18 protein-coding genes are annotated in these 20,352 nt (G+C 69.3%); 14 read left to right on the top strand and 4 right to left on the bottom strand.

Features of this window, described 5'->3' with window-relative positions; genetic code table 11:
• The first annotated feature begins 83 nt into the window (after positions 1–83).
• The 3 genes from QN357_RS01705 to QN357_RS01695 are packed head-to-tail and all read left to right on the top strand — an operon-like array spanning position 84 to position 2,445.
• Positions 84–782: an ABC transporter permease gene (locus QN357_RS01705; protein ID WP_134446078.1), complete on the top strand. Its 699-nt coding sequence runs from the start codon at positions 84–86 to the stop codon at positions 780–782.
• Positions 779–1,516, top strand: a complete 738-nt coding sequence (locus QN357_RS01700; protein ID WP_134446077.1) for an ABC transporter permease — start codon at positions 779–781, stop codon at positions 1,514–1,516. The genes QN357_RS01705 and QN357_RS01700 overlap by 4 nt, the downstream gene beginning before the upstream one ends.
• 2 nt (positions 1,517–1,518) lie before the next feature.
• Positions 1,519–2,445 carry an ABC transporter substrate-binding protein gene (locus QN357_RS01695; RefSeq protein WP_322135929.1) on the top strand — a complete coding sequence of 309 codons (927 nt, stop codon included), beginning with the start codon at positions 1,519–1,521 and terminating at the stop codon, positions 2,443–2,445.
• Positions 2,446–2,528: 83 nt separating this feature from the next.
• Here the strand turns inward: QN357_RS01695 and QN357_RS01690 are convergent, their stop codons facing one another.
• Both QN357_RS01690 and QN357_RS01685 read right to left on the bottom strand, forming a co-directional pair.
• Positions 2,529–3,488 carry a M56 family metallopeptidase gene (locus QN357_RS01690; protein ID WP_241987356.1) on the bottom strand — a complete coding sequence of 320 codons (960 nt, stop codon included), beginning with the start codon at positions 3,486–3,488 and terminating at the stop codon, positions 2,529–2,531.
• A 10-nt stretch (positions 3,489–3,498) separates the two neighbouring features.
• Positions 3,499–3,885, bottom strand: coding sequence for a BlaI/MecI/CopY family transcriptional regulator (locus tag QN357_RS01685; RefSeq protein ID WP_134446075.1), 387 nt, complete (start codon positions 3,883–3,885; stop codon positions 3,499–3,501).
• 97 nt (positions 3,886–3,982) lie between these two features.
• On the opposite strand from QN357_RS01685, the gene QN357_RS01680 reads away from it, so the two are divergent.
• The 8 genes from QN357_RS01680 to QN357_RS01645 all read left to right on the top strand — a co-directional run bounded on the left by QN357_RS01680 (position 3,983) and on the right by QN357_RS01645 (position 17,681).
• Positions 3,983–5,395, top strand: a complete 1,413-nt coding sequence (locus tag QN357_RS01680) for a cytochrome ubiquinol oxidase subunit I (protein WP_134446074.1) — start codon at positions 3,983–3,985, stop codon at positions 5,393–5,395.
• Between the two features lie 9 nt (positions 5,396–5,404).
• The gene (gene cydB, locus QN357_RS01675; RefSeq protein WP_322135926.1) at positions 5,405–6,409 is read left to right on the top strand and encodes a cytochrome d ubiquinol oxidase subunit II; all 1,005 of its coding nucleotides are present in this window, start codon (positions 5,405–5,407) and stop codon (positions 6,407–6,409) included.
• Between the two features lie 94 nt (positions 6,410–6,503).
• The gene (gene cydD / locus QN357_RS01670) at positions 6,504–8,228 is read left to right on the top strand and encodes a thiol reductant ABC exporter subunit CydD (protein ID WP_322140789.1); all 1,725 of its coding nucleotides are present in this window, start codon (positions 6,504–6,506) and stop codon (positions 8,226–8,228) included.
• Positions 8,221–9,903 (top strand): thiol reductant ABC exporter subunit CydC, encoded by a 1,683-nt coding sequence (gene cydC / locus QN357_RS01665; protein ID WP_322140790.1) that lies wholly within the window; start codon positions 8,221–8,223, stop codon positions 9,901–9,903. Before cydD ends, cydC begins: the two co-directional genes overlap by 8 nt.
• 87 nt (positions 9,904–9,990) lie before the next feature.
• Positions 9,991–11,499 (top strand): anthranilate synthase component I family protein, encoded by a 1,509-nt coding sequence (locus tag QN357_RS01660; RefSeq protein ID WP_322135921.1) that lies wholly within the window; start codon positions 9,991–9,993, stop codon positions 11,497–11,499.
• A gap of 59 nt (positions 11,500–11,558) precedes the next feature.
• Positions 11,559–14,153 carry a leucine--tRNA ligase gene (gene leuS / locus QN357_RS01655; RefSeq protein ID WP_134446069.1) on the top strand — a complete coding sequence of 865 codons (2,595 nt, stop codon included), beginning with the start codon at positions 11,559–11,561 and terminating at the stop codon, positions 14,151–14,153.
• 163 nt (positions 14,154–14,316) lie between these two features.
• A complete protein-coding gene (locus QN357_RS01650) occupies positions 14,317–15,207 on the top strand; it encodes a helix-hairpin-helix domain-containing protein (RefSeq protein ID WP_322189666.1) in 891 nt (296 codons plus the stop codon).
• A 41-nt stretch (positions 15,208–15,248) separates the two neighbouring features.
• A complete protein-coding gene (locus tag QN357_RS01645; RefSeq protein ID WP_323504351.1) occupies positions 15,249–17,681 on the top strand; it encodes a ComEC/Rec2 family competence protein in 2,433 nt (810 codons plus the stop codon).
• On the opposite strand, the gene QN357_RS01640 is transcribed toward QN357_RS01645, so the two are convergent.
• Positions 17,617–19,104 (bottom strand): recombinase family protein, encoded by a 1,488-nt coding sequence (locus QN357_RS01640; protein WP_323504350.1) that lies wholly within the window; start codon positions 19,102–19,104, stop codon positions 17,617–17,619. The two genes, QN357_RS01645 and QN357_RS01640, sit on opposite strands and share 65 nt — an antisense overlap.
• A gap of 12 nt (positions 19,105–19,116) precedes the next feature.
• A complete protein-coding gene (locus QN357_RS01635; RefSeq protein WP_323504349.1) occupies positions 19,117–19,431 on the bottom strand; it encodes a hypothetical protein in 315 nt (104 codons plus the stop codon).
• A 194-nt stretch (positions 19,432–19,625) separates the two neighbouring features.
• On the opposite strand from QN357_RS01635, the gene QN357_RS01630 reads away from it, so the two are divergent.
• From QN357_RS01630 to QN357_RS01620, 3 genes are read left to right on the top strand one after another with little or no spacing between them, the layout of a single operon-like run.
• Positions 19,626–19,847, top strand: coding sequence for a hypothetical protein (locus tag QN357_RS01630; protein ID WP_323504348.1), 222 nt, complete (start codon positions 19,626–19,628; stop codon positions 19,845–19,847).
• The gene (locus QN357_RS01625) at positions 19,844–20,005 is read left to right on the top strand and encodes a hypothetical protein (RefSeq protein WP_323504347.1); all 162 of its coding nucleotides are present in this window, start codon (positions 19,844–19,846) and stop codon (positions 20,003–20,005) included. Before QN357_RS01630 ends, QN357_RS01625 begins: the two co-directional genes overlap by 4 nt.
• Positions 20,002–20,346, top strand: coding sequence for a hypothetical protein (locus tag QN357_RS01620; protein WP_323504346.1), 345 nt, complete (start codon positions 20,002–20,004; stop codon positions 20,344–20,346). The genes QN357_RS01625 and QN357_RS01620 overlap by 4 nt, the downstream gene beginning before the upstream one ends.
• The last annotated feature ends 6 nt before the right edge of the window (positions 20,347–20,352 follow it).

Raw genomic sequence — 20,352 nt, 5'->3', positions numbered from 1 at the left:
GTCGGCCAGCGCGCCGGCGGTGGCCCGTCCGGCGGGGCCCGGTCAGACGTCCCGCACATCGTACCGACGGAAGGCCCGCCCCGGTGACGTGGCTCTGGTCGAACCTCGACCTGGTCTGGCTCCGCACCCTCGACCACATCGTGCTGAGCCTGCCGCCGATCCTGCTGAGTTTCGTGTTCGCGCTCCCGCTCGGCTGGCTGGCCAACCGGTACCGGCCGACCCGCGGGGCGATCCTGTCGATCGCCGGCCTGTTCTACGCCATTCCGTCCCTGCCGCTCCTGTTCATCCTGCCGGTGATCATCGGAACGAGCCTCCGCTCGCCGGCGAACCTGATCGCCGCACTCACCCTCTACGGGCTCGCGCTCATGGTGCGTGTCGTCGCCGACGGACTCGCGTCCGTCGACCCCGACGTGCGGCAGTCGGCCACCGCGGTCGGTTTCTCGGCGTGGAGCAGGTTCTGGCTCGTCGAACTCCCGCTCGCCGGCCCCGTGCTCCTCGCCGGGGTGCGCGTCGTCGCCGTCAGCACCGTGAGCCTCGCGACCGTCGGCGCCGTGATCGGAGCAAAGAGCCTCGGCAGCCTGTTCACCGACGGTTTCCAGCGCGGCATCCAGGTCGAGATCATCACCGGCATCGTGGCGACCGTCCTGCTCGCCCTCGTGCTTGACGGGGCTGTCGTGCTGCTCGGCCGGGTGCTGATGCCGTGGACCCGCCGGACCCGGCGCATCCGCCCGGCACCCGCTGCGGTGCTCGGACCCATGCCCGTCGTTCGGAGTGTCGCATGAATTACTTCACGGATGCGGTCGCCTGGCTCCTCGACCCGGCGCACTATCCCGGGCCGACCGGGATCCCGGCCCGGCTCGGCGAGCAGCTCCTCTTCACGGTGGTGACCCTCGTGCTCGCCTCTGTCATCGCCATCCCGGTCGGATTCCTGATCGGGCACACCGGGCGCGGACGGGGGATCGCCGTCGCGACCTCCGGCGGGTTGCGCGCCATCCCCACCCTCGGCCTGCTCACCCTCGTCGCCCTCTGGATCGGCATCGGGCTCGGCGCCCCATACGTTGCCCTGACCGTGCTCGCGATCCCGCCCATTCTCGCCGGCGCATACACCGGGTTCGAGGCGGTCAACCGCGCGACGATCGACGCGGCGAGGGCCGTCGGCATGACGGAGCTTCAGATCGTGCGCCACGTTGAGATACCCCTCGGACTGCCCTTGCTCATCGGCGGGCTGCGGTCGGCGACCCTGCAGGTCGTCGCAACGGCCACCCTTGCCGCATACGTCGCCGACTTCGGGCTCGGCCGGTTCCTCTTCGCGGGGCTCAAAACCAACGATTACGCCCAGATGCTCGGCGGGTCGATCCTGGTGATCCTGCTCGCCCTCGTTCTCGAGGGCCTGTTCGCCGGTCTCCAGAAACTCGTCGTACCCCGCGGCGTCGCAGTCGGACGCCCCCCAGTCGACCGGAAGGCGTCGACCCGACGTCGCCCGGGGATGGAACCCGCCATCACGAAAGGAATCTGACAATGTTCACAGCGAAAAAAGGCCGGCTCGCGGCAGTCGCCGCGGTCGCGGTTGGGGCCGTCGTAGCCCTTGCAGGGTGTGCGTCCAGTAATCCACTGGGCACCGGAAGTAACGCGTCGAGCGCACCGACGACACTCGTCGTCGGATCCCAGGACTACTACTCGAACGAGATCATCGCCGAGATCTACGCCCAGGCGCTCGAGTCGAACGGATTCACCGTCGACCGCCAGTTCCGGATCGGACAGCGCGAGGTCTACCTGCCCGAGCTGAAGTCCGGGTCGATCGACGTCTTCCCCGAGTACACCGGAAGCCTGCTGCAGGCGCTCGACAAGGCCGCGGCCGGCGGAACGAGCGATGCCGTTCACGACCAGCTCGTCAAGGCCCTCCCGAGCGGCCTGACCGCCCTCGACAAGTCCGACGCGAGCGACCAGAACTCGTGGACAGCGACCCAGGCCTTCGTCGACACCTACAAGCTCACCGATCTCGCCTCCCTGAAGAACGTCACCGAGCCCATCACGGTCGGCGGCAACTCCGAACTGGAGACGCGGCCATACGGGCCGACGGCGCTCAAGGACAAGTACGGCATCACGATCGCCGGATTCGTGCCCGTTGAGGACAACGGCGGACCGCTCACCGTCAAGGCGCTGGTCGACAACAAGATCCAGCTCGCCAACATCTACACGGCAGACCCGAACATCAAGTCGAACAACCTCGTCGCCCTCTCCGACCCCGACGGCCTGTTCTTCCCGGACAACGTCGTGCCCATCGTCTCCAGCAAGGTCGACGAGAAGGCTGCCAGCGTCCTCAACAAGATCAGCGCGGCGATGACCGCTGCGGACCTCGTGAGCCTCAACGCCCAGAGCGTCAACGACAAGGAGTCGGCGGACAAGATCGCCTCCGCGTGGCTCGCGCAGGCGAAGCTCTTCTAGTTCGTCGCTCTCTCACCGCGGTCACCCGCGACCTCCAGGACCGCCCGGTTGCCTCGCAGCCGGGCGGTCCTGTCTGTGTCCGCTCAGGCCTGGGCGAGGAGCACGGCCGGCAGGACGAGGAGGGCAGCGGCAGAGCCGAGAACGGCGACGGAGGCCGCCGCGGTGAGGCGGGGCGGCGGGGTCAGCAGCCGGCGGACCCGGGGCGTGACGAGATCGACGGGACGGTCGCGGGAAACGAACGCCGCGGCATCCGCCGCCCCGGCGGAGAACCGGGCCTCAGGCGACCGGCCGAGCCCCGCAGAGCCGACGAGCGCGATCGCCGTCGCGAGGGTGTGGTCGTCGACGGCGAGCCTGGCCTGGTCGTCCGCGAGCATCTCGACGAGAAGGGCGACGGCGTTCTCGGCCCGGTTCGCGATCGGGAACCAGGGCAGGGCACTGTGCCAGGACTTGAACGCGACGAGCACGAGGTGGTGCCGCTGGGCGAGGTGGGCCTCCTCGTGGGCGACGACGGCGCGTACCTGCGGCGGGTCGAGCAGGCTGAGCAACCCGCGCGAGAGCACCGTCGCCGAGTGCGTCACGCTCGGCAGGCAGTATGCGACCGGGGAGGCGTGGTCGATGACGCGGGTGCCCGGTCGTCCCTCGAGGGGCTCGCTGAGCAGCCGGACCAGGTTGAGGTGCCTGCGCTGCTGGCGCTCCGCGTGCACGAAGGTCACGGCGAGGTTGAGTACGAGGTGACCGCCGAGCAGGAGCGCCCCGCAGAGGGCGAGAACGTGGTCGAGGGAGGTGCCTGCCGGGACCGAGCCGGTCGCGAGGTGGTCGGCGAGCGAGCGGATGCCGGCGACCGGGTTCGCGCCGAACGGGATCAGCCCGTAGACGAGGAGCGCCCCGATCATCGCGAGCCCGCCCGCGAGGGCGATCGACTGCCAGAGCACGAGGGCGACGCCGGGGGAGCCTGCCGGCCAGGCGGACCGCGCGAGCAGCACCGGAACCGGCCAGGCCAGCAGGACCGCGAGCACGCCGAGGGCGAGCGCCGTCGTCAGCACGACGACCGGTTCACTCGCGGTGCAACGGGATCGTTTCGAGGAGGCGGCGGAGAGTCTCCGCCTCCTGGGGACTGACATTGCCGATGAACCGGGCGAGGGCATCCTGCCGGTCGGGGGCGGAGCCGAGCACCTCGTGCATCAGCCCTGCAGTGTGTTCGGCGCGGGTCGTCATGGCACGGTAGCGATGCGGGCGGATGCCCCGGTCTCGAACGACGAAGCCCTTGGTTTCGAGACGCGACAGCACCGTGAGCACGGTCGTGGTTGCGAGCGGCTTGCGGTTCGCTGCACTCGCGGCCGGCGTGAGCAGGCGGTCACGCAATTCATTCGCCGGCAACGATTCCCCGGAATCCCAGAGGACATCCATCAGCAATCTCTCCAGCACACCGAGACTTCCCATAGTCAGGGAGTTTAGTATGCCGTTCCGCCTTCTTCTACGGGGTGTAGAAGTGTATATTTTCTACGTACCGTAGAAATGACGATCGCCGGGAGGGCGCATGAACGAGTGGCTTGACCCGCTGCTGCTATCGAGATGGCAGTTCGGACTGACAACCGTGTACCACTTCCTGTTCGTCCCGCTCACGATCGGCCTCGCCCTGACCGTCGCGATTTTCCAGACCGCATGGGTGCGCACCGACAAGACCAAGTGGCTCCAGCTCACGCACTTCTTCGGCAAGCTCTTCCTGATCAACTTCGCTATGGGCGTTGTCACCGGCATCGTGCAGGAGTTCCAGTTCGGCATGAACTGGTCGACATACTCCCGCTTCGTCGGCGACGTCTTCGGCGCACCGCTCGCCTTCGAGGGCATCACCGCGTTCTTCCTCGAGGCCACCTTCATCGGCCTGTGGATCTTCGGCTGGGACAAGCTGCCCAAGGGACTGCACCTCGCGACGATCTGGCTGACCGTGGTCGGATCGATCGCGTCCGCGTACTTCATCCTCGCGGCGAACGCCTTCATGCAGAACCCGATCGCCTTCCGGATCAATGAGGAACGTGGCCGGGCCGAGCTGACCGACATCGGCACGCTGCTGACCAACCCGATCTCGCTCGCCTCGTTCCCGCACACGATCTTCGCGTGCTTCATGGTGTCCGCCGGCCTGATCATCTCGGTCGCCGCGTTCCACCTCTACCGCAAGCAGCACGTCGACACGATGCGTCCGGCGCTCAAGTTCGGCCTGTGGATGATGGTCATCTCCGGTGCCCTGACGACCGTCTTCGGCGACTCCCTGAGCCTCGCGATGGTCAAGGCCCAGCCGATGAAGATGGCCGCGGCCGAGGCGATGTACCACACGGCGACGGGCGCCAACGCGTCCTTCTCGCTCTTCACCCTCGGTACCCCCGACGGCGTGAGCGAACTGTTCTCCGTCCGCATCCCCTACCTGCTCTCATTCCTCTCCACGCACACCCTCGACGGCACCGTCGAAGGCATCAACAACCTGCAGGACCAGTACACGACGCTGTACGGGCCCGGCGACTACACCCCGATGATCTGGGTCACCTACTGGGCCTTCCGCTGGATGATCGGACTCGGCATCGCGCACATCCTGGTCGCCGTGGTCGGCCTCTGGCTCACCCGCAAGGGCCGCAGCCCCCGGGCCACCTGGGTCTGGAAGGTCGCCATCTGGTCCTTCCCGTTCTCCCTCGCCGCCATGAGCGTCGGCTGGGTCTTCACCGAGATGGGTCGTCAGCCCTGGCTCGTGTTCGGGCTCCTGAAAACCCAGGACGGCGTCTCGCCCAACGTGACCGGCCTGACCATCCTGATCTCCCTCATCGCCTTCACGCTGATCTACGGCGCCCTCGCGGTCGTCGAGTTCCGGCTCATCCTCCGTGCCGTGCGGAAGGGCCCAGAGGATGCCCCGGTGCCGGACGCTGAGACCGGCATCACCCCCCAGCGCGTCACGGTCTACTAGGAGCAACTGATGGAACTCAACATTCTCTGGTTCTGGATCATCGCCGTGATGTTCATCGGCTACTTCGTCCTCGACGGCTTCGACTTCGGCGTCGGCATGTCCCTGCCCTTCCTCGGCAAGGACGACACCGACCGCCGGGTGCTGATCAACTCGATCGGACCGGTCTGGGACCTCAACGAGACCTGGGTCATCGTCGCGGGCGCCTCGTTGTTCGCCGCCTTCCCCGAGTGGTACGCCACGATGTTCAGCGGCTTCTACCTCGCCCTGCTCGTGATCCTCCTCGCGCTGATCGCGCGCGGGGTCTCCTTCGAGTACCGGCACCAGCGGCCGGAATCCGAATGGAAGAAGTGGTTCGACGGCATGATCGTCGTCGGCAGCGCCCTCCCTGCCCTGCTCTGGGGCGTCGCATTCGCCAACGTCGTCCAGGGCGTCCAGCTCGATGCCGGGCACAACTACACCGGCACCTTCTTCGACCTGCTCAACCCGTACGCCCTCCTCGGCGGGGTGACGACGCTGCTCCTGTTCTTCACCCACGGCGTCGTCTTCGTCTCCCTCAAGACCGAAGGGGACATCCGCCTTCGTGCCCGCAAGCTCGCCACCAAGGCAGGGCTCGTGACGATCGTCGTCGCAGCGTCGTTCCTGCTCTGGACCGTGCTCGCGTTCGGCAGCCTCTTCACCGCGCTGTTCGCCGTTGCCGCGGCCGTCGCGCTGATCGGGTCGTTCCTGCTCAACCTCCGCGGCAAAGAGGGCTGGGCATTCACGCTCATGGCGGCGACGATCGGCCTGGCCGTGCTCACCCTGTTCGCCTCGCTGTTCCCGGACGTGATGCCGGCGAGCAACGACGCCGCGAACAGCCTGACCATCGACAACGCGTCGTCGACGCCGTACACGCTCCAGGTGATGACGTGGACCGCGGTGATCGCCGCCCCGGTGATCTTCCTCTACCAGGGCTGGACATACTGGGTCCTGCGCAAGCGCGTCAGCCGCAGTAGCATCGAGCTCGCCGCGCTCTGACCTGCGGGCGCTCCCGCTGCGCCAGCAGTAGTTGCCGCGACCGCCGCCACCGAATAGTTACCGGCGAACAGTTTCCACCGAACAGAACGAGTACATGCGACCCCTCGACCCCCGGCTGCTCCGCTACGCCTCTGCCGCGCGGTGGTTCCTGGTCATCGGTGCCGTGCTCGGTCTGGCGCAGACGCTCGTCGTCGTCGTCTTCTCCTGGTTGCTCAGCCAGGTGATCACGCTCGCGGTGGGAGGCCACGACGTGACCGAACTCGGTCCGTACGTCGGGGGGATCGCCGCGGTCGTGGTCCTGCGCGCCGCGCTCGTCTGGCTGCTCGAGGTCGCGGCGAGCCGCGGCGCGGCATCCGTCAAGAGCCAGCTGCGCACCCGGGTACTGCGCGGGGTCGCCGAGCGTGGCCCGGACTGGCTTGCCGGCCAGCAGGGCGCACGCGTCTCCACCCTCGCGACCCAGGGGCTCGACGCCCTCGACAACTACTTCGCCAGGTATCTGCCGCAGCTGCTCCTCGCCGGGATCGCGACGCCGATCCTCGTGCTCGTGATGCTGTGGCAGGACCTCCCGAGCGGCATCACGGTGATCATCGTGCTCCCGCTCATTCCGCTGTTCATGGTCCTGATCGGCCAGGCCACCCAGGCCGTACAGAAGCAGCAGTGGGAGTCGCTGCAGCGGCTCGGCACCGGCTTCCTCGACCTCGTCGGCGGCCTCGGCACCCTCAAGATCTTCGGCAGGGAACGCCGGCAGACCGAACGGGTGCGCACGATCACCGAGGACTACCGGGCTCGCACCATGAAGGTGCTCCGGGTGTCATTCCTGAGCGGCTTCGTGCTCGAGCTCGGGGCGAGCCTCTCGGTCGCGCTCGTTGCGGTGTCGATCGGCCTGCGGCTCGTCGACGGCTCGCTCGGACTCGGCGTCGGACTCTTCGTGCTGCTGCTCGCGCCGGAGGCGTTCCTCCCGGTGCGCCAGATCGGCGTTCAGTTCCACGCCGCCGCCGACGGACTCGCCGCGGCCGAAGAAGTCTTCCTGATCATCGAGGGCGGTCCGGCAGCCGGGACGGCGATGGAGACAGCGGATTCAGCGAAGACAGCGGATGCAGCGGATGCCGCGGCGCCTGCGGTGCCGGCTTCGGTCACGACGCCGACGGGCTCCCTTCGCTTCGACGCGGTCACCGTGCGACGCGGAACGACCGTGACGCTCGCCGCGTTCAGCGCGACGCTCGCGCCCGGCCGGCTCGCGGTCATCGCAGGGCCGAGCGGCGCGGGCAAGTCGACCCTCGTCGCGACCCTCCAGGGCTTCGTGCCGTATTCCGGCTCCATCACCCTCGGCGAAACGGCCGTCGTGCCCGGGGGTCCTCGGCCCTGGCTCGCCTGGGCCGGCCAACGGCCGGGACTCCTCTCCGGGACGATCGCAGACAACGTCGCGCTCGGCGCCCCCGGCGTCGACCAGGCCCTCGTGGCCCGCGCACTCGACCTCGCCGGCGGCGGCGACCTGGACCCAGGGACAGCCCTCGGCGTGAACGGGGACGGTCTCTCGGGCGGCCAGGCTCAACGCGTCGCCGCGGCGAGGGCCATCTATCGCACGCTGGCGGACCGATGCCCGGTGCTCGTCCTCGACGAACCGAGCTCCGCCCTCGACGAGGCCGCAGAAGGCCGGTTGATCGCGGGCCTTCGCGAGCTCGCGGCCGCCGGCACGATCGTCATCGTGGTGAGCCACCGACCGGCCGTCGTCGCCGCGGCCGACCTCGTTCTGCAGGTCGTCCCGGTGTCCGAGGTGCCGGCATCCGCCGTTTCGCTCGGGGAGGACGCCCATGTCTGAGTTCCTGCCCCCCGCCAGGGTCCGCGCGATCCTGCGGCTCGCCCAGCCGTCCACGCGGCGTTTCCTGCCCGGGCTGGCCGCCGGCGTCGCGAGCGCCCTCTCCGCCGTGGCCCTGCTCGCGACGAGCGCCTGGCTGATCACCCGCGCCGCCGAACAGCCGCCGATCCTCTACCTGTCGATGGCGATCGTCGGCGTGCGCGCCTTCGCCCTCGGCCGCTCCGCGTTCCGCTACCTCGACCGGCTCACGAGCCACGATGCCGCCTTCCGCCAGCTCGCAGCGCTCCGGGTCGGCGTCTTCGAACGCATCCTGCCGCTCGCCCCCGCTGGACTCGCGAACACCCGCCGCGGTGACCTGCTCACGCGTCTCGTCCGGGACGTCGACGACCTGCAGGACTTCCCGCTGCGGGTCGTGCAACCGCTGGCAACGGCCGGGATGCTCGCCGTGGTGAGCGTCGTGGGCGTCTGGCTGCTCTCGCCGCTCGCGGCCCTCGGACTGGCGCTCTGTCTCGTCCTCGCCGGAGTGCTCGGCACGGCCGCGTCGGGGAGCGTCGCCGCCGGCTCCGAGCGGGAGCTCGCTCCACTCCGCGGGGACCTCGCCGACCGGGTGCTCGAACTCGTCGAGAACATCGACGTGCTCACGGCCTTCGGAGTGCTCGACGCCCGTCTCGAAGGGCTGGCCGGCGCCGACGACCGGCTGCGCCTGGCCACCCTGCGCCGATCCGTCGGCGTCGGCATCCAGGGCGCCGTGCTCTCCCTTTTCGCGGGCGCCGCGACCGTCGCAGCGCTGCTCGCCGGGTTCGGCGGGCTCTCGGGCGGCAGCCTGCCCGGCCCCGATTTCGCCGTGATCGTGCTCGTTCCGATGGCGGTCTTCGAGATCTTCGCCGTCGTGCCGGCCGCCCTCGGCGCCTGGCGCCAGGTGCGATCGAGCGCCCAACGTGTTGCGGATGCCGTACCCACCACGGTCCCGCGGGAGATCCCGATCGAGAGCGACGCCGATTCCGGGCGGGACGCCGTCGCCGCCATGTCCGCGCAGCCTGTGCTGCTGCTGAGAGGGGTCGGCGCTTCCTGGCCCGGCGCCACGGAGCCCGGCGTCTCCGGCGTGACCCTCCGCCTCGGCCCCGGTGAACGCGTCCACCTCGCCGGCCAGAGCGGCGCCGGCAAGACCACGCTCGCGCAGGTGCTCGTCCGTTTCCTCGACTACACCGGTTCGTACACGCTCGACGGGGTCGAGGCGAACACGCTCGCACCCTCCGCCGTGCGCCGCGTCGTCGGACTGTGCGAGCAACAACCCTGGCTCTTCGACGACAGCATCCGCCAGAACCTGCTGTTCGCCAGGGAAACCGCGAGCGACGACGACCTGCTCGCCGTGCTCGACCGGGTCGGCCTCGGCGACTGGACCGCACAGCGCGGAGGACTGGACGCGAGGGTCGGCGAACGCGGTGCCCTCGTCTCCGGCGGCCAGGCCCAGCGGATCGCCCTCGCCAGGGCGCTCCTGGCGGACTTCCCCGTGCTCGTCGTCGACGAACCCACCGCGAACGTGGACGAGGCGCAGGGCGACCGTCTCGTTCGGGACATCCTCGCGACGGCGGCAGAGGACGGCAGGGCCGTCCTGCTCATCTCGCACACCCCGGTGCCCGATGAGCTCATCACCGCCCGGGTGACCCTTCCCGCCTGACCCTGCCCGTCCGAGCCCGTCCGGCACTCCCGGGCCCGCCCGTCTGAATCTGCCGGTCCGGTCCGGCGAGCGCCCTAGGCTGGGGGCGTGTCCGCATCAGCCCGTCCTCGTCGCAGTCCCGGCAGGGGCGACGTCGAACGCTGGGACCTCGACGGCTGGTGGGACCCGGCGGATGCCTTCGACGCGCTCTACCGGGACAGTGCCCACGCGATCTGGCTCGACGCCGGCCCCGGCGCGCAGGCCGGCTTCAGCTACCTCGCCGGGCCGACCGAACGCTCCCGGTTCGTGACCGCCTCGGTACTGGATGGAACCGTGACCGTGACGGTTCCCGGCGACCCGCTCACCGTGCCCGCCACGAGCACCGGCACCGTTTTCGACTTTCTCAGCACCGATCTCACCACGCCTGGCGGCCCGCCGGGCGGTGAGGGAGCAGGCGGCTTCCACCTCGGCTGGGTCGGCTGGCTCGGGTACGAGCTCGGCGCCCAGACCCTGGGCGTGCCGCAGCCTCCCTCGCGCTACCCCGACGCCGCCCTGCTCGAGGTCGACCGGATGCTCGCCTTCGACCACGAGAGCCGCACCGTCACCCTGCTCGCCCGCAGGCAGCCGGGGGAGCCGGCCCGCCTTGCCGAGGACTGGGCCCGCGCCGTGCGGGCGCGACGGGACAGTTCTCCTGCGGCGCGGCATCCACTGTCGTCGGCCGGCGCGGTGGCTGCGGTGGACGTCGCGCCCGAGCAGCCCGGATCACCGCCCCGCGCCCGCTGGCGGCACGGCTCAGCCGACTACGCGGCCCTGATCGAACGCTGCCAGGCCTTCATCGCCGCGGGGGACGCCTACCAGCTCTGCCTCACCAACGAGATCACCGTCGACGTGCGACCGCACCCCGTCGTGGCCTACCACCGGCTGCGGGCCGGCAGCCCGAGCCACCACGGCGGCCTGCTGCGCTTCGGGGACACCGCCCTGTTGAGCGCATCGCCGGAGCAGTTCCTCACCGTCGGCACCGACGGCAGCCTCTCGAGCAAACCGATCAAGGGCACCAGGCCGCGTTCCGCGGATCCCGCCTCCGATGCCGGCCTCCGCGCCGACCTCGCCGCGAGTGACAAGGAACGCGCCGAGAACCTGATGATCGTCGACCTGATGCGCAACGACCTCGGCCGGGTGGCCGAACTCGGCACCGTCGCCGTCACCCGCCTCCTCGACGTCGAGAGCTACGCGCACGTCCACCAGCTCGTGAGCACGGTCGAGGCGCGCCTCGCCGCGGGGCTCACGGGCACGGATGCCGTCCGGTCCTGCTTCCCGGCCGGTTCGATGACGGGGGTGCCCAAGCAGAGCGCCGTCAGCCTGCTGCGCGGCCTCGAGGACGGTCCGCGCGGCATCTACTCGGGTGCGTTCGGCTACTTCGGCCGCGACGGAGCCGTCGACCTCGCCATGGTGATCCGCAGCATCGTCCTCGATCCCGCAGGAGCCTCGATCGGAACCGGCGGCGGAATCACCACCCTGTCCGTCCCGGCGGAGGAGGTCGAGGAGACCCGGATCAAGGCCGCGGCGCTCCTGACCGTGCTCGGTTGCGGCCCTGACCTCGTTACCGGCGCGGGTTGAGTAACCTAGAAGCTTGGACTGTGAAGCGTTCACGCCCGAATCACCAGAATGAGAGTCCCGTGGCACACGAGCACGACCGCACCCCATACGGCGTAGAGATCGACGAGGACGTCTATGACTTCGCCGCGATCCAGGCGAAGTGGCAACCCATCTGGGACGAGCTCGAACCGTTCCGGACGAGCGACCCCGACGACACCCGTCCGCGCAAGTACGTGCTCGACATGTTCCCGTATCCCTCAGGCGACCTGCACATGGGCCACGCCGAGGTCTACGCGCTCGGCGACATCGTCGCCCGGTACTGGCGCCAGCAGGGCTTCAACGTGCTGCACCCGATCGGCTGGGACTCCTTCGGCCTCCCCGCCGAGAACGCGGCCATCAAGCGCGGCATCGACCCGCGCGGCTGGACCTATGACAACATCGCGCAGCAGAAGAAGAGCATGAAGCTCTACGCCGCCTCCTTCGACTGGTCGCGTGAACTGCACACGAGCGACCCCGAGTACTACAAGTGGAACCAATGGCTGTTCCTGCAGCTGTACAAGAAGGGCCTCGCCTACCGCAAGGACAGCTGGGTCAACTGGGACCCGATCGACCAGACCGTGCTCGCGAACGAGCAGGTCCTGCCGGACGGCACGAGCGACCGCAGCGGCGCGATCGTGATCAAGAAGAAGCTCACCCAGTGGTACTTCAAGATCACCGACTACGCCGACCGCCTGCTCGACGACCTCAACCAGCTCGAGGGCACCTGGCCGGCCAAGGTCCTCAACATGCAGCGCAACTGGATCGGCCGCTCCATCGGCGCCGACGTCGACTTCGCCATCGAGGGCCGGGAGGCCGTCGTGAGCGTCTTCACGACCCGCCCGGATACCCTCTTCGGCGCGACCTTCATGGTCGTGGCCCCCGACTCCGACCTCGCCGCCGAGCTCGTCGCCGACTCCACTCCCGAGGTGCGCAAGCGCTTCCAGGACTATCTCGTGCAGATGCAGAAGAGCACGGACATCGAGCGCCAGGCCACCGACCGGCCGAAGACCGGCGTCTTCCTCGAACGTTTCGCGATCAACCCCGTCAACGGTGAACGCCTGCCGATCTGGGCCGCAGACTACGTCTTCGCGGACTACGGACATGGCGCCGTGATGGCCGTTCCCGCACACGACCAGCGCGACCTCGATTTCGCCCGGAAGTTCGACCTGCCCGTCCGGGTCGTCGTCGACACGACGGCGCCCCTGACCGGTACCCTGCCCGTGATCACGCCCGGCATGATCGACGGCACGGAGGAACTGCCGCTCGACCCCACGCCGCTCGATCCGGCAGAAACCGGTGTCGCGCTGGCCGGGGAAGGCCGCCTGATCAATTCCGGAGCCCTCACCGGCCTCAGCAAGAACAACGCGATCAAGCGCATCGTCGAGCAGCTCACCCAGGACGGCACCGGAAGGGCCGCGAAGAACTACCGGCTGCGCGACTGGCTCATCTCCCGCCAGCGTTACTGGGGCACCCCGATCCCGATCATCCACGGCCAGGACGGCGCAGAGATCCCCGTGCCCGAAGACCAGCTTCCGGTGCTGCTGCCCTCGACGGAGGGCCTCGATCTCAAGCCGAAGGGGACCTCGCCGCTCGGCGGCGCCACGGACTGGGTCAACGTACCCAACCCGATCGACGGCACCCCTGCGCGCCGCGACGCCGACACGATGGACACCTTCGTCGACAGCTCCTGGTACTTCCTCCGGTTCCTGAACCCGAACGACGACACCCAGGCCTTCGACCCGAAGGAAGCCGAGAAGTGGGCTCCCGTCGACCAGTACGTCGGCGGCGTCGAGCACGCGATCCTGCACCTGCTCTACGCCCGGTTCATCACCAAGGTGCTCTTCGACCTCGGTTACGTGACGTTCACCGAGCCGTTCACCGCACTGCTCAACCAGGGCATGGTCATCCTCGACGGCACCAAGATGTCCAAGAGCAAGGGCAACCTCGTCTACTTCACCGAGGAGATCGACCAGTTCGGCGTCGACGCCGTGCGCCTCACGATGGCCTTCGCCGGCCCGCCGGAGGACGACATCGACTGGGCGGACGTCTCCCCGGTCGGCTCGGCCAAGTTCCTCGCCCGCGCCTGGCGCATGGCCAAGGACGTCACGAGCGCGCCCGACGTGCTGTGGAAGACCGGTGACCCCGCCCTCCGCCGGGTCACGCACCGCTTCCTCGCCGACGCGCCCGGCCTGATCGAGTCCTTCAAGTTCAACGTCGTCGTCGCACGCCTGATGGAGCTCGTGAACGCGACCCGTAAGGTCATCGACACCGGCGCAGGCCCGGCCGATGCCGCGGTGCGGGAGGCCGCTGAGGCGACCGCCATGGCGCTCAACCTCTTCGCGCCGTACACCGCGGAGGACATGTGGCAGCGCCTCGGCTACGAGCCGTGCGTCGCGCTCGCCCAGTGGCGCAAGGCCGACCCGCGGCTCCTCGTCGAGGAGTCCGTCACGGCGATCGTGCAGGTCGACAGCAAGGTGCGCGAGCGCCTCGTGGTCTCGCCGAAGATCTCCGCTGACGACCTCGAGGGCCTCGCCCGCGCATCCGCATCGGTCATTCGCTCGATCGGGGACCGGGAGATCGTCCACGTGATCGTCCGGGCGCCGAAGCTCGTGAGCATCGTCACCAAGCCCGTCTGAGGTCCTGACGTCGTGAGGTCCTGAGGCACCTCGAGGATCCTCGAGGTGCCAGTGCCCTCGCCGATGCGCGTTGCGCGCCCTCGACAGGCCTGGGGCCGGTCCGGTTGTCCACCGGTCCGGCCCGGGCCGGCGCCCCGCGGGGCGGCGCGCATAGCCTGCCCGGATGGAGACTCCACGACCCTCGTCCTGGCCGGACGGGGAACCCGGGACAGGGCAGGGAGGGCGGTCCGGCCGGGGTCACGACCTGGAGCCGAACCCCGCCGACGCGGCTGGGCCGTTTCCCGACCGGATGTCGCCGCTCGACACCCTCTCGCCGTCCGCCCGCCGGCCGAACCGGGCCAGGCTCCGGATCGGCCTGGGCGCGGCGGTCGTGCTTGTGCTGGCCGCTCTCCTCATCGCGGTGATCGTCACCGCGCTCGGGCCGCAGGCCGGGCGGCAGGTCCTCGTCTCCGCGGTGGGCGGAGCCGCAGGCCGCGGAACGTCGACGGCGTCCCCGCCGGCCTCCCCAGACAAGGGTCCTGCCTCCGGAGCGGCCGGCTCCGGAACGGGGCGGGCCTCGCCGTCTCCGGACGCCGCTCGCACACCCGTCATCCTCGTGCACGTCCTCGGTGCCGTCCTCCGGCCGGGCCTGTTCGAATTGCCGGTCGGTGCCCGCGTGGTCGACGCCGTGTCGGCTGCAGGGGGATTCACCGCGGCGGCCGATCCGGCAGGGACCAATCTCGCCCGGCCGCTCGCGGACGGCGAGCAGGTCTACCTGCCCGCCATCGGTGAGACGGTACCGGGTGGAGCGGGCGGCACCGGTGGCACCGGCGGCACCGGCGGAAGCGCGGCCGGTTCAGGTGGAGCGGCCGGTCTTCCGGCGGTGAAGATCAATCTCAACCGGGCGACGGTGTCCGAGCTGGACGCGCTGCCACGGATCGGCCCGGCCATGGCGCAGCGCATCGTCGACTACCGGTCCGCGAACGGACCCTTCGCCGCCATCGAGGACCTCCGGAACGTGACCGGGATCGGAGACAAGACCTTCGAGGCCCTGAAAGACCTCGTGACGGTGTGAGACCGCCGACGGGAGGTAGTTCCAGGGCGGACGCACGCCTCGTGATCCCCGCGGCAACGGCCTGGGCAACGGCCTGGTGGCTCACGGGCGCCCCGGTGTCCGCAGGGCCGGCCGCGGCGGCCCTGTGGGGGGCCGTGCTCGCTGCGACCGGATACGCGGTCCTCCTGGCGCGCAGGGGAGACCCGCGCTCGGTGTCCAGCCCCGCGGCCGGCGCGGGGATCCGCCGGGCGATCCGGCGCCTGGCGACCCGGTTGCCCGCGAACCGGACGGTGACCGCGGGAACCGTCCTGGTCTGCTGCACGGCCGCGGCCCTCCTGGCCTCGCTCGTCGCGGTCGCGGCACCCGCCCGACTGCCGGCCGGCGTCGCGAAGATCGCGGCGGCCCATGTGCCTGTCGCGGCGCGGATCGTGGTCGGTTCCGTGCCGGCCAGGGCCCCGGCACTGTCGGGATTCGGTGGTTGCGATGCCGGTGCCGATGCCGATCCCGGCGCCGGCGCAGGGAGCGGGCGCATTCGGTTCAGGGGCGCCCTCGTCGCACTGGACGCGGGGACCGGTTCGGCCAGGGCAGCCGCGCACGACACCGGGGACGGCCTGTCCGTTCCGGTCCTCGTGTTCGCAGCGGCGGCGGGGGAGAGCCTGCGGATCGGTGCGACCGTGAGCCTGGACGCGACACTCGTGTCCACGGAGCCGGGCGACTCCGCCGCGCTGCTGGTCTTCGGCGACGGACGACCGGTGCCCGTCGCCGAAGCGCCGTGGTGGCTCGACTGGGCCGACGAATTGCGCGCCCGCTTCGCCGCCTCGGCCGCAACCCTCCCCGGTGACGGGGGAGCGCTCCTGCCCGGGCTCGCGATCGGCGACACGAGTGCCGTCGGCGACGACCTCGACGCGGCGATGAAGTCCAGCTCGCTCAGCCACCTTACCGCGGTCTCCGGGGCGAATTGCGCGGTCGTGATCGCGATCATCATGCTGATCGGCGCCAGGCTCAGGCTCGGCCGGCTCCGGCTCGGGCGCGGTGCGCGCATCACCCTGTCGCTCGGCGTCCTGCTCGGCTTCGTCGTGCTCGTCACCCCCGAGCCGAGCGTGCTCCGCGCCGCCGTGATGGCGGCGGTGCTCCTCATCGGACTGGGCATCGGCAGGCCCGGTCGCGGTCTGCCCCTGCTCGCGCTGTCCGTCATCGTGCTGCTGGCGACGGACCCCTGGCTGTCCCGCAGCTACGGGTTCGCACTTTCCGTGCTCGCCACCGGCGGCCTTCTCGTGCTTGCCGGGCCGCTGACCCGATCCCTGGCCCGCTGGCTGCCGACCGGGCTCGCCGCCCTGATCGCGATCCCGCTCGCAGCGCAGCTGGCCTGCCAGCCCGTGCTCGTGCTGCTAAGCCCCACCTTTCCGCTCTATGGCGTTCCGGCCAACCTGCTCGCCGAGCCGGCGGCCCCGCTCGCCACGGTCCTCGGCCTTGCGGCGTGCCTGCTGCTGCCCTGGCTCCCCGGCGTGGCAGGCGTCGTTCTCTGGGCGGCGTGGGTCCCGTCCGCGTGGATCGCCGCAGTCGCGCGGACCGCGGCGGAGCTGCCGGGCAGCAGCCTGCCCTGGCTCGGCGGGCCATTGGGGGTGCTCGTGACCCTGGTCCTCACCGCGGCCGTGCTCGTGTTGCTTCTGCGGCAGGGCACACGGACCGGGTCACGAGCCGGAATCGGGGAGCGAATGGGAGGCCGCGACGGCGACGCCGGTTCACGCGGTGCCCGCCGGACCCGCTCGACGCTCGACGGCTGGTCGGCCGTCGCGCTCGTGGTGCTTGTGCTGGTCGTCGGTGGATACGCGGGCACCCTGATCGGAAAGGGCATCGGCCGCGCCCTGACCTTCCCCGCCGACTGGCAGATCGCAGCGTGCGATATCGGCCAGGGTGATGCCGTCGTCGTCAGGGACCACGGGACCGACCGGGACCGCTTCGCCCTCGTCGACGTCGGGCCGGACCCGAAGCCGCTCAAGCAGTGCCTGCGCTCGCTCGGGATCGACCGGATCGACCTGCTGGTGCTGACCCATTACGACATGGACCACATCGGCGGAATCGCGGCCGTGATCGGCCGGGTCGGCACCGCACTCGTCGGCATCCCCGAGAACGCGCAGGACGAACGGCTGCACGCCCGGCTCACCGAGGGCGGCGCCGAGGTACGGCAAGCGGCGAAGGGCGACGCGGGCACGCTCGGCGGCCTGCGCTGGGACATCCTCTGGCCCGTGCCCGGCGGGTCGGAGATGCAGACCGGCAACCCGGGGAGCGTCACGATCGAATTCGACGGGCGCGGCATCCGCTCGGTGTTTCTGGGCGACCTCGGCGAGGACGCCCAGGTCGCGCTCGACCGGGTGTCCGCGCCGGGCAGGGTCGACGTCGTCAATGCCACGTATCGCAAAACGGTAGTCGTCAGCGGGGACGCGGACGCTTCGGGATGGTCGGCGTATCCCAGACTGGCCATATCTTCACGGTGACCGCGCGAGTTCCCGGGTCGGGGGCGCTGATATGGATGCGCGCCAGGTCGCGCAGAACGTTGTTGCGTTCGGTGCCGGTCATGAGGGGCCACGCCTCGAACAGGTCTAGCGCGACCTTGCGGCGCTGTGCGCTTTCTGCGCGCGTTTTCACCATTTCGCCAGACCGTCGCTGGGCTGCGTCCCGTTCTGCCGTCAGCTCGTCACGGGCGGCGATATAGGTCGCTTCGGGGATGATGCGGCGGGCGCGATCGATCGACAGCTGAATAAGAGCCTTGTCTGCGTCGATCGCGATGCGGTTCAGGCGGTCGCGCTCTACGCCCGCTGCGGCGCGGCCGGTCGCCGTGGACGCGGCGTGAGCGTTGACCGCGCCTGCGTACTCGGGGAGCCAATCGAGAATGAGCCCATCGAGGCGGGCGCTGCTCACCGTGTGCGGTGACGGGCAGTCCTGCGAGTTCCCGCAACGGTACTGGCCCAGGCGACCCTTGTTGAGGTGGTGGACATATCGCCAGCCGCAGTGCGTGCAGGTGATCAGCCCTGCGAAACTTGTGAACGGCATTTTTAGGCGCGCAGGGATGAACGCCCGTTCGGCTCGCAGCCGCATGTATTCGTCGTACACCTCGCGCGTGACGATGCGCTCGTGGGCGCCGTCGTCGCGCACGGTGTTTTTGCAGGTGGCACCGGGGCGGTGGCCGAGGGCGCATTCGGGGTCGTGATGCCGGATGACGCCAGCGGGGAAACCTGAGTCGAGGAAGTCACTGATCGACTTATGCGTGCTCATGGTGCCGAGCTTCATCGGTTCAAGCCAGCGGCGAATCGACACGTAGGTTTCGCCAGCGATGTATCGGGCGTACATCTCGGCGACGATCGGGCCTGTTTCGGGGTCGATCGAGTAGAACGTCGATTTGTCGTAGGTGTATCCGAAGCGGGGCCGGCCGCTGTGGGGTAGGCCGTTGCGCCAGCGGCGGCGGTGGGTTTCCTGCCATTGCTCCCCGGCGCGCTCGCTCTCGAACGCGGCCAGCTCGGCGAGGATGCCGCGCGCGAACCGACCCGACGAGTTAGTCGTGTCGATCGGTTCCGTCGCTGACTCGAGGCGCCCGCCGACTGTCTCGATCCGGTCGACGGCGATGTTCCAGTCGAGCCGGTTGCGGGCGACTCGGGATATCTTCCAGACGACGACAACCTCGGCTGTTCGTGCCTCGATCATGGCGATAGCTTGCTCGACCTTACGGCGTTTCCAGAATTGGCCGGACAGGTCGAGGTCACTGAGAACATCCACGATGTCGTACCCGTTGCGGGCGCAGTGGTCGCGGATCGCAGTCTCTTGCAGCTCGGGGGAAATCATTTCGTCGCGCTCGTGCGACACGCGAATGTAAGCGACGGCTCTCGGTCGGGTGACCGGTACGGCCTGAAGTCGTGCAACCAATTGGGGGACCTGCTATTTCTTGTCGCGGCGCAAAAGTTCTTCTAGTAGTTGTCGACTACCTGCGCCTTCTATCGCCTCGCGATTTCCCACGGTGACGGTGTGTAGCGCTGCCTCCGCGTCTGTGATTAGTCCAGACTCGGCAAGCGCTTGGAGCACGTTGGCTCCATAGGCGCGGGCTAGTTTGACGGCCGCCTCGGGTTCGGCGTTGGCGCCGCCCTTCCAGCGAGAAAAGGAAGAGCTGTTGAAACCAGCTCGGGAAGCCGCCTCTTGCGCGGTATCGGCACCTATGAGGTTGCGTGCGTACGTGTACCACCGTGTCTCTGTCATGGCACAACTCTACTTGCATGCGTGCAAGTGCGCAAGAGCTTTGTTGCAAGGCAACCCTAAGAAGTGGTTGCAGCATTGGAAGTTTCTTCCATCTTTGCAAGAACCCAAATGTTCACTTGCACACGCGCAGTCCAACGTGTAGCGTCATCGTTGCAGTCAGACAAACAGTAGTTTGCAACTACGCAAGGAGCATCATGGGGACGACAGTTCGCGTACGGGCGGCATGGGCCGCTAAGGCAAAAGAGCAGGCCGGAGGGCTGAGCGGGCTCGCCGACCGACTGGGCGTTGACATCTCGACGACCTCTCGCCAGTTGGCGGGTAAGTCAGAACCGTCGTCGCGCTTCATCGGCGCTGTAATGACGAAATACAGCGTCGACTTCGACGAGGCATTCGAGCTGATCGACTTGGCGGCATGACCGTGGGCACCCGGTCAACGCCGGCGTCGGTCGCCGAGGCGGCGCACCTGCGCCGTGCTGGTAATGCTCTCGCGGCAGCCGTGCGTCGGATCAACGCCGACGCGGTGTCCCGCGCGGCGACGCAGGTCGAGGACGCGGACTTGGACGTGGCCGCATGATGCTCTGGCGGCGTCGTCGAGACAATGCCTCGGCGGCTGTCGGCTTCACGCCGATTGAGGCGAGCCTTCTCACTCCCGAGCACGTCAACAACGAGGGCCGTATCGCTCTCGCTGACTACCTGTACGCGCAGGGTTACCGCGACTTCGACCTCATGCTGTCGCTCGCGTTCTTCCGTACCGCCGTGGTCGACGAGTACGAGCGGTTGCACGGGCAGCACCCGCCCATTCACGAGGTCGTCGGCGGCGCCGACCGCCTCGACTACACGTTCACGGTCGCCGACAAGCCGATGATCGATCGCCTGTTCGCTCGCGGCTACCGCACTGCGGAACGCGTCTCGTGACCCGCC

Source organism: Cryobacterium sp. RTC2.1, assembly GCF_035018685.1.
Lineage (GTDB): Bacteria > Actinomycetota > Actinomycetes > Actinomycetales > Microbacteriaceae > Cryobacterium > Cryobacterium glucosi.
The sequence above is the reverse complement of the archived record's forward strand: the minus strand, read 5'-3'. Positions and strand labels throughout refer to the sequence as shown.

Bases quoted from the DNA above. Each gene is read 5' to 3' on its own strand.
- QN357_RS01625 (WP_323504347.1), top strand. From the start codon at position 19,844: ATGACCGTGGGCACCCGGTCAACGCCGGCGTCGGTCGCCGAGGCGGCG.
- QN357_RS01630 (WP_323504348.1), top strand. From the start codon at position 19,626: ATGGGGACGACAGTTCGCGTACGGGCGGCATGGGCCGCTAAGGCAAAA.
- cydD (WP_322140789.1), top strand. From the start codon at position 6,504: ATGCGACCCCTCGACCCCCGGCTGCTCCGCTACGCCTCTGCCGCGCGG.
- cydB (WP_322135926.1), top strand. From the start codon at position 5,405: ATGGAACTCAACATTCTCTGGTTCTGGATCATCGCCGTGATGTTCATC.
- QN357_RS01685 (WP_134446075.1), bottom strand. From the start codon at position 3,885: ATGGGAAGTCTCGGTGTGCTGGAGAGATTGCTGATGGATGTCCTCTGG.
- QN357_RS01700 (WP_134446077.1), top strand. From the start codon at position 779: ATGAATTACTTCACGGATGCGGTCGCCTGGCTCCTCGACCCGGCGCAC.
- QN357_RS01680 (WP_134446074.1), top strand. From the start codon at position 3,983: ATGAACGAGTGGCTTGACCCGCTGCTGCTATCGAGATGGCAGTTCGGA.
- QN357_RS01635 (WP_323504349.1), bottom strand. From the start codon at position 19,431: ATGACAGAGACACGGTGGTACACGTACGCACGCAACCTCATAGGTGCC.
- QN357_RS01650 (WP_322189666.1), top strand. From the start codon at position 14,317: ATGGAGACTCCACGACCCTCGTCCTGGCCGGACGGGGAACCCGGGACA.
- QN357_RS01620 (WP_323504346.1), top strand. From the start codon at position 20,002: ATGATGCTCTGGCGGCGTCGTCGAGACAATGCCTCGGCGGCTGTCGGC.
- cydC (WP_322140790.1), top strand. From the start codon at position 8,221: ATGTCTGAGTTCCTGCCCCCCGCCAGGGTCCGCGCGATCCTGCGGCTC.
- QN357_RS01695 (WP_322135929.1), top strand. From the start codon at position 1,519: ATGTTCACAGCGAAAAAAGGCCGGCTCGCGGCAGTCGCCGCGGTCGCG.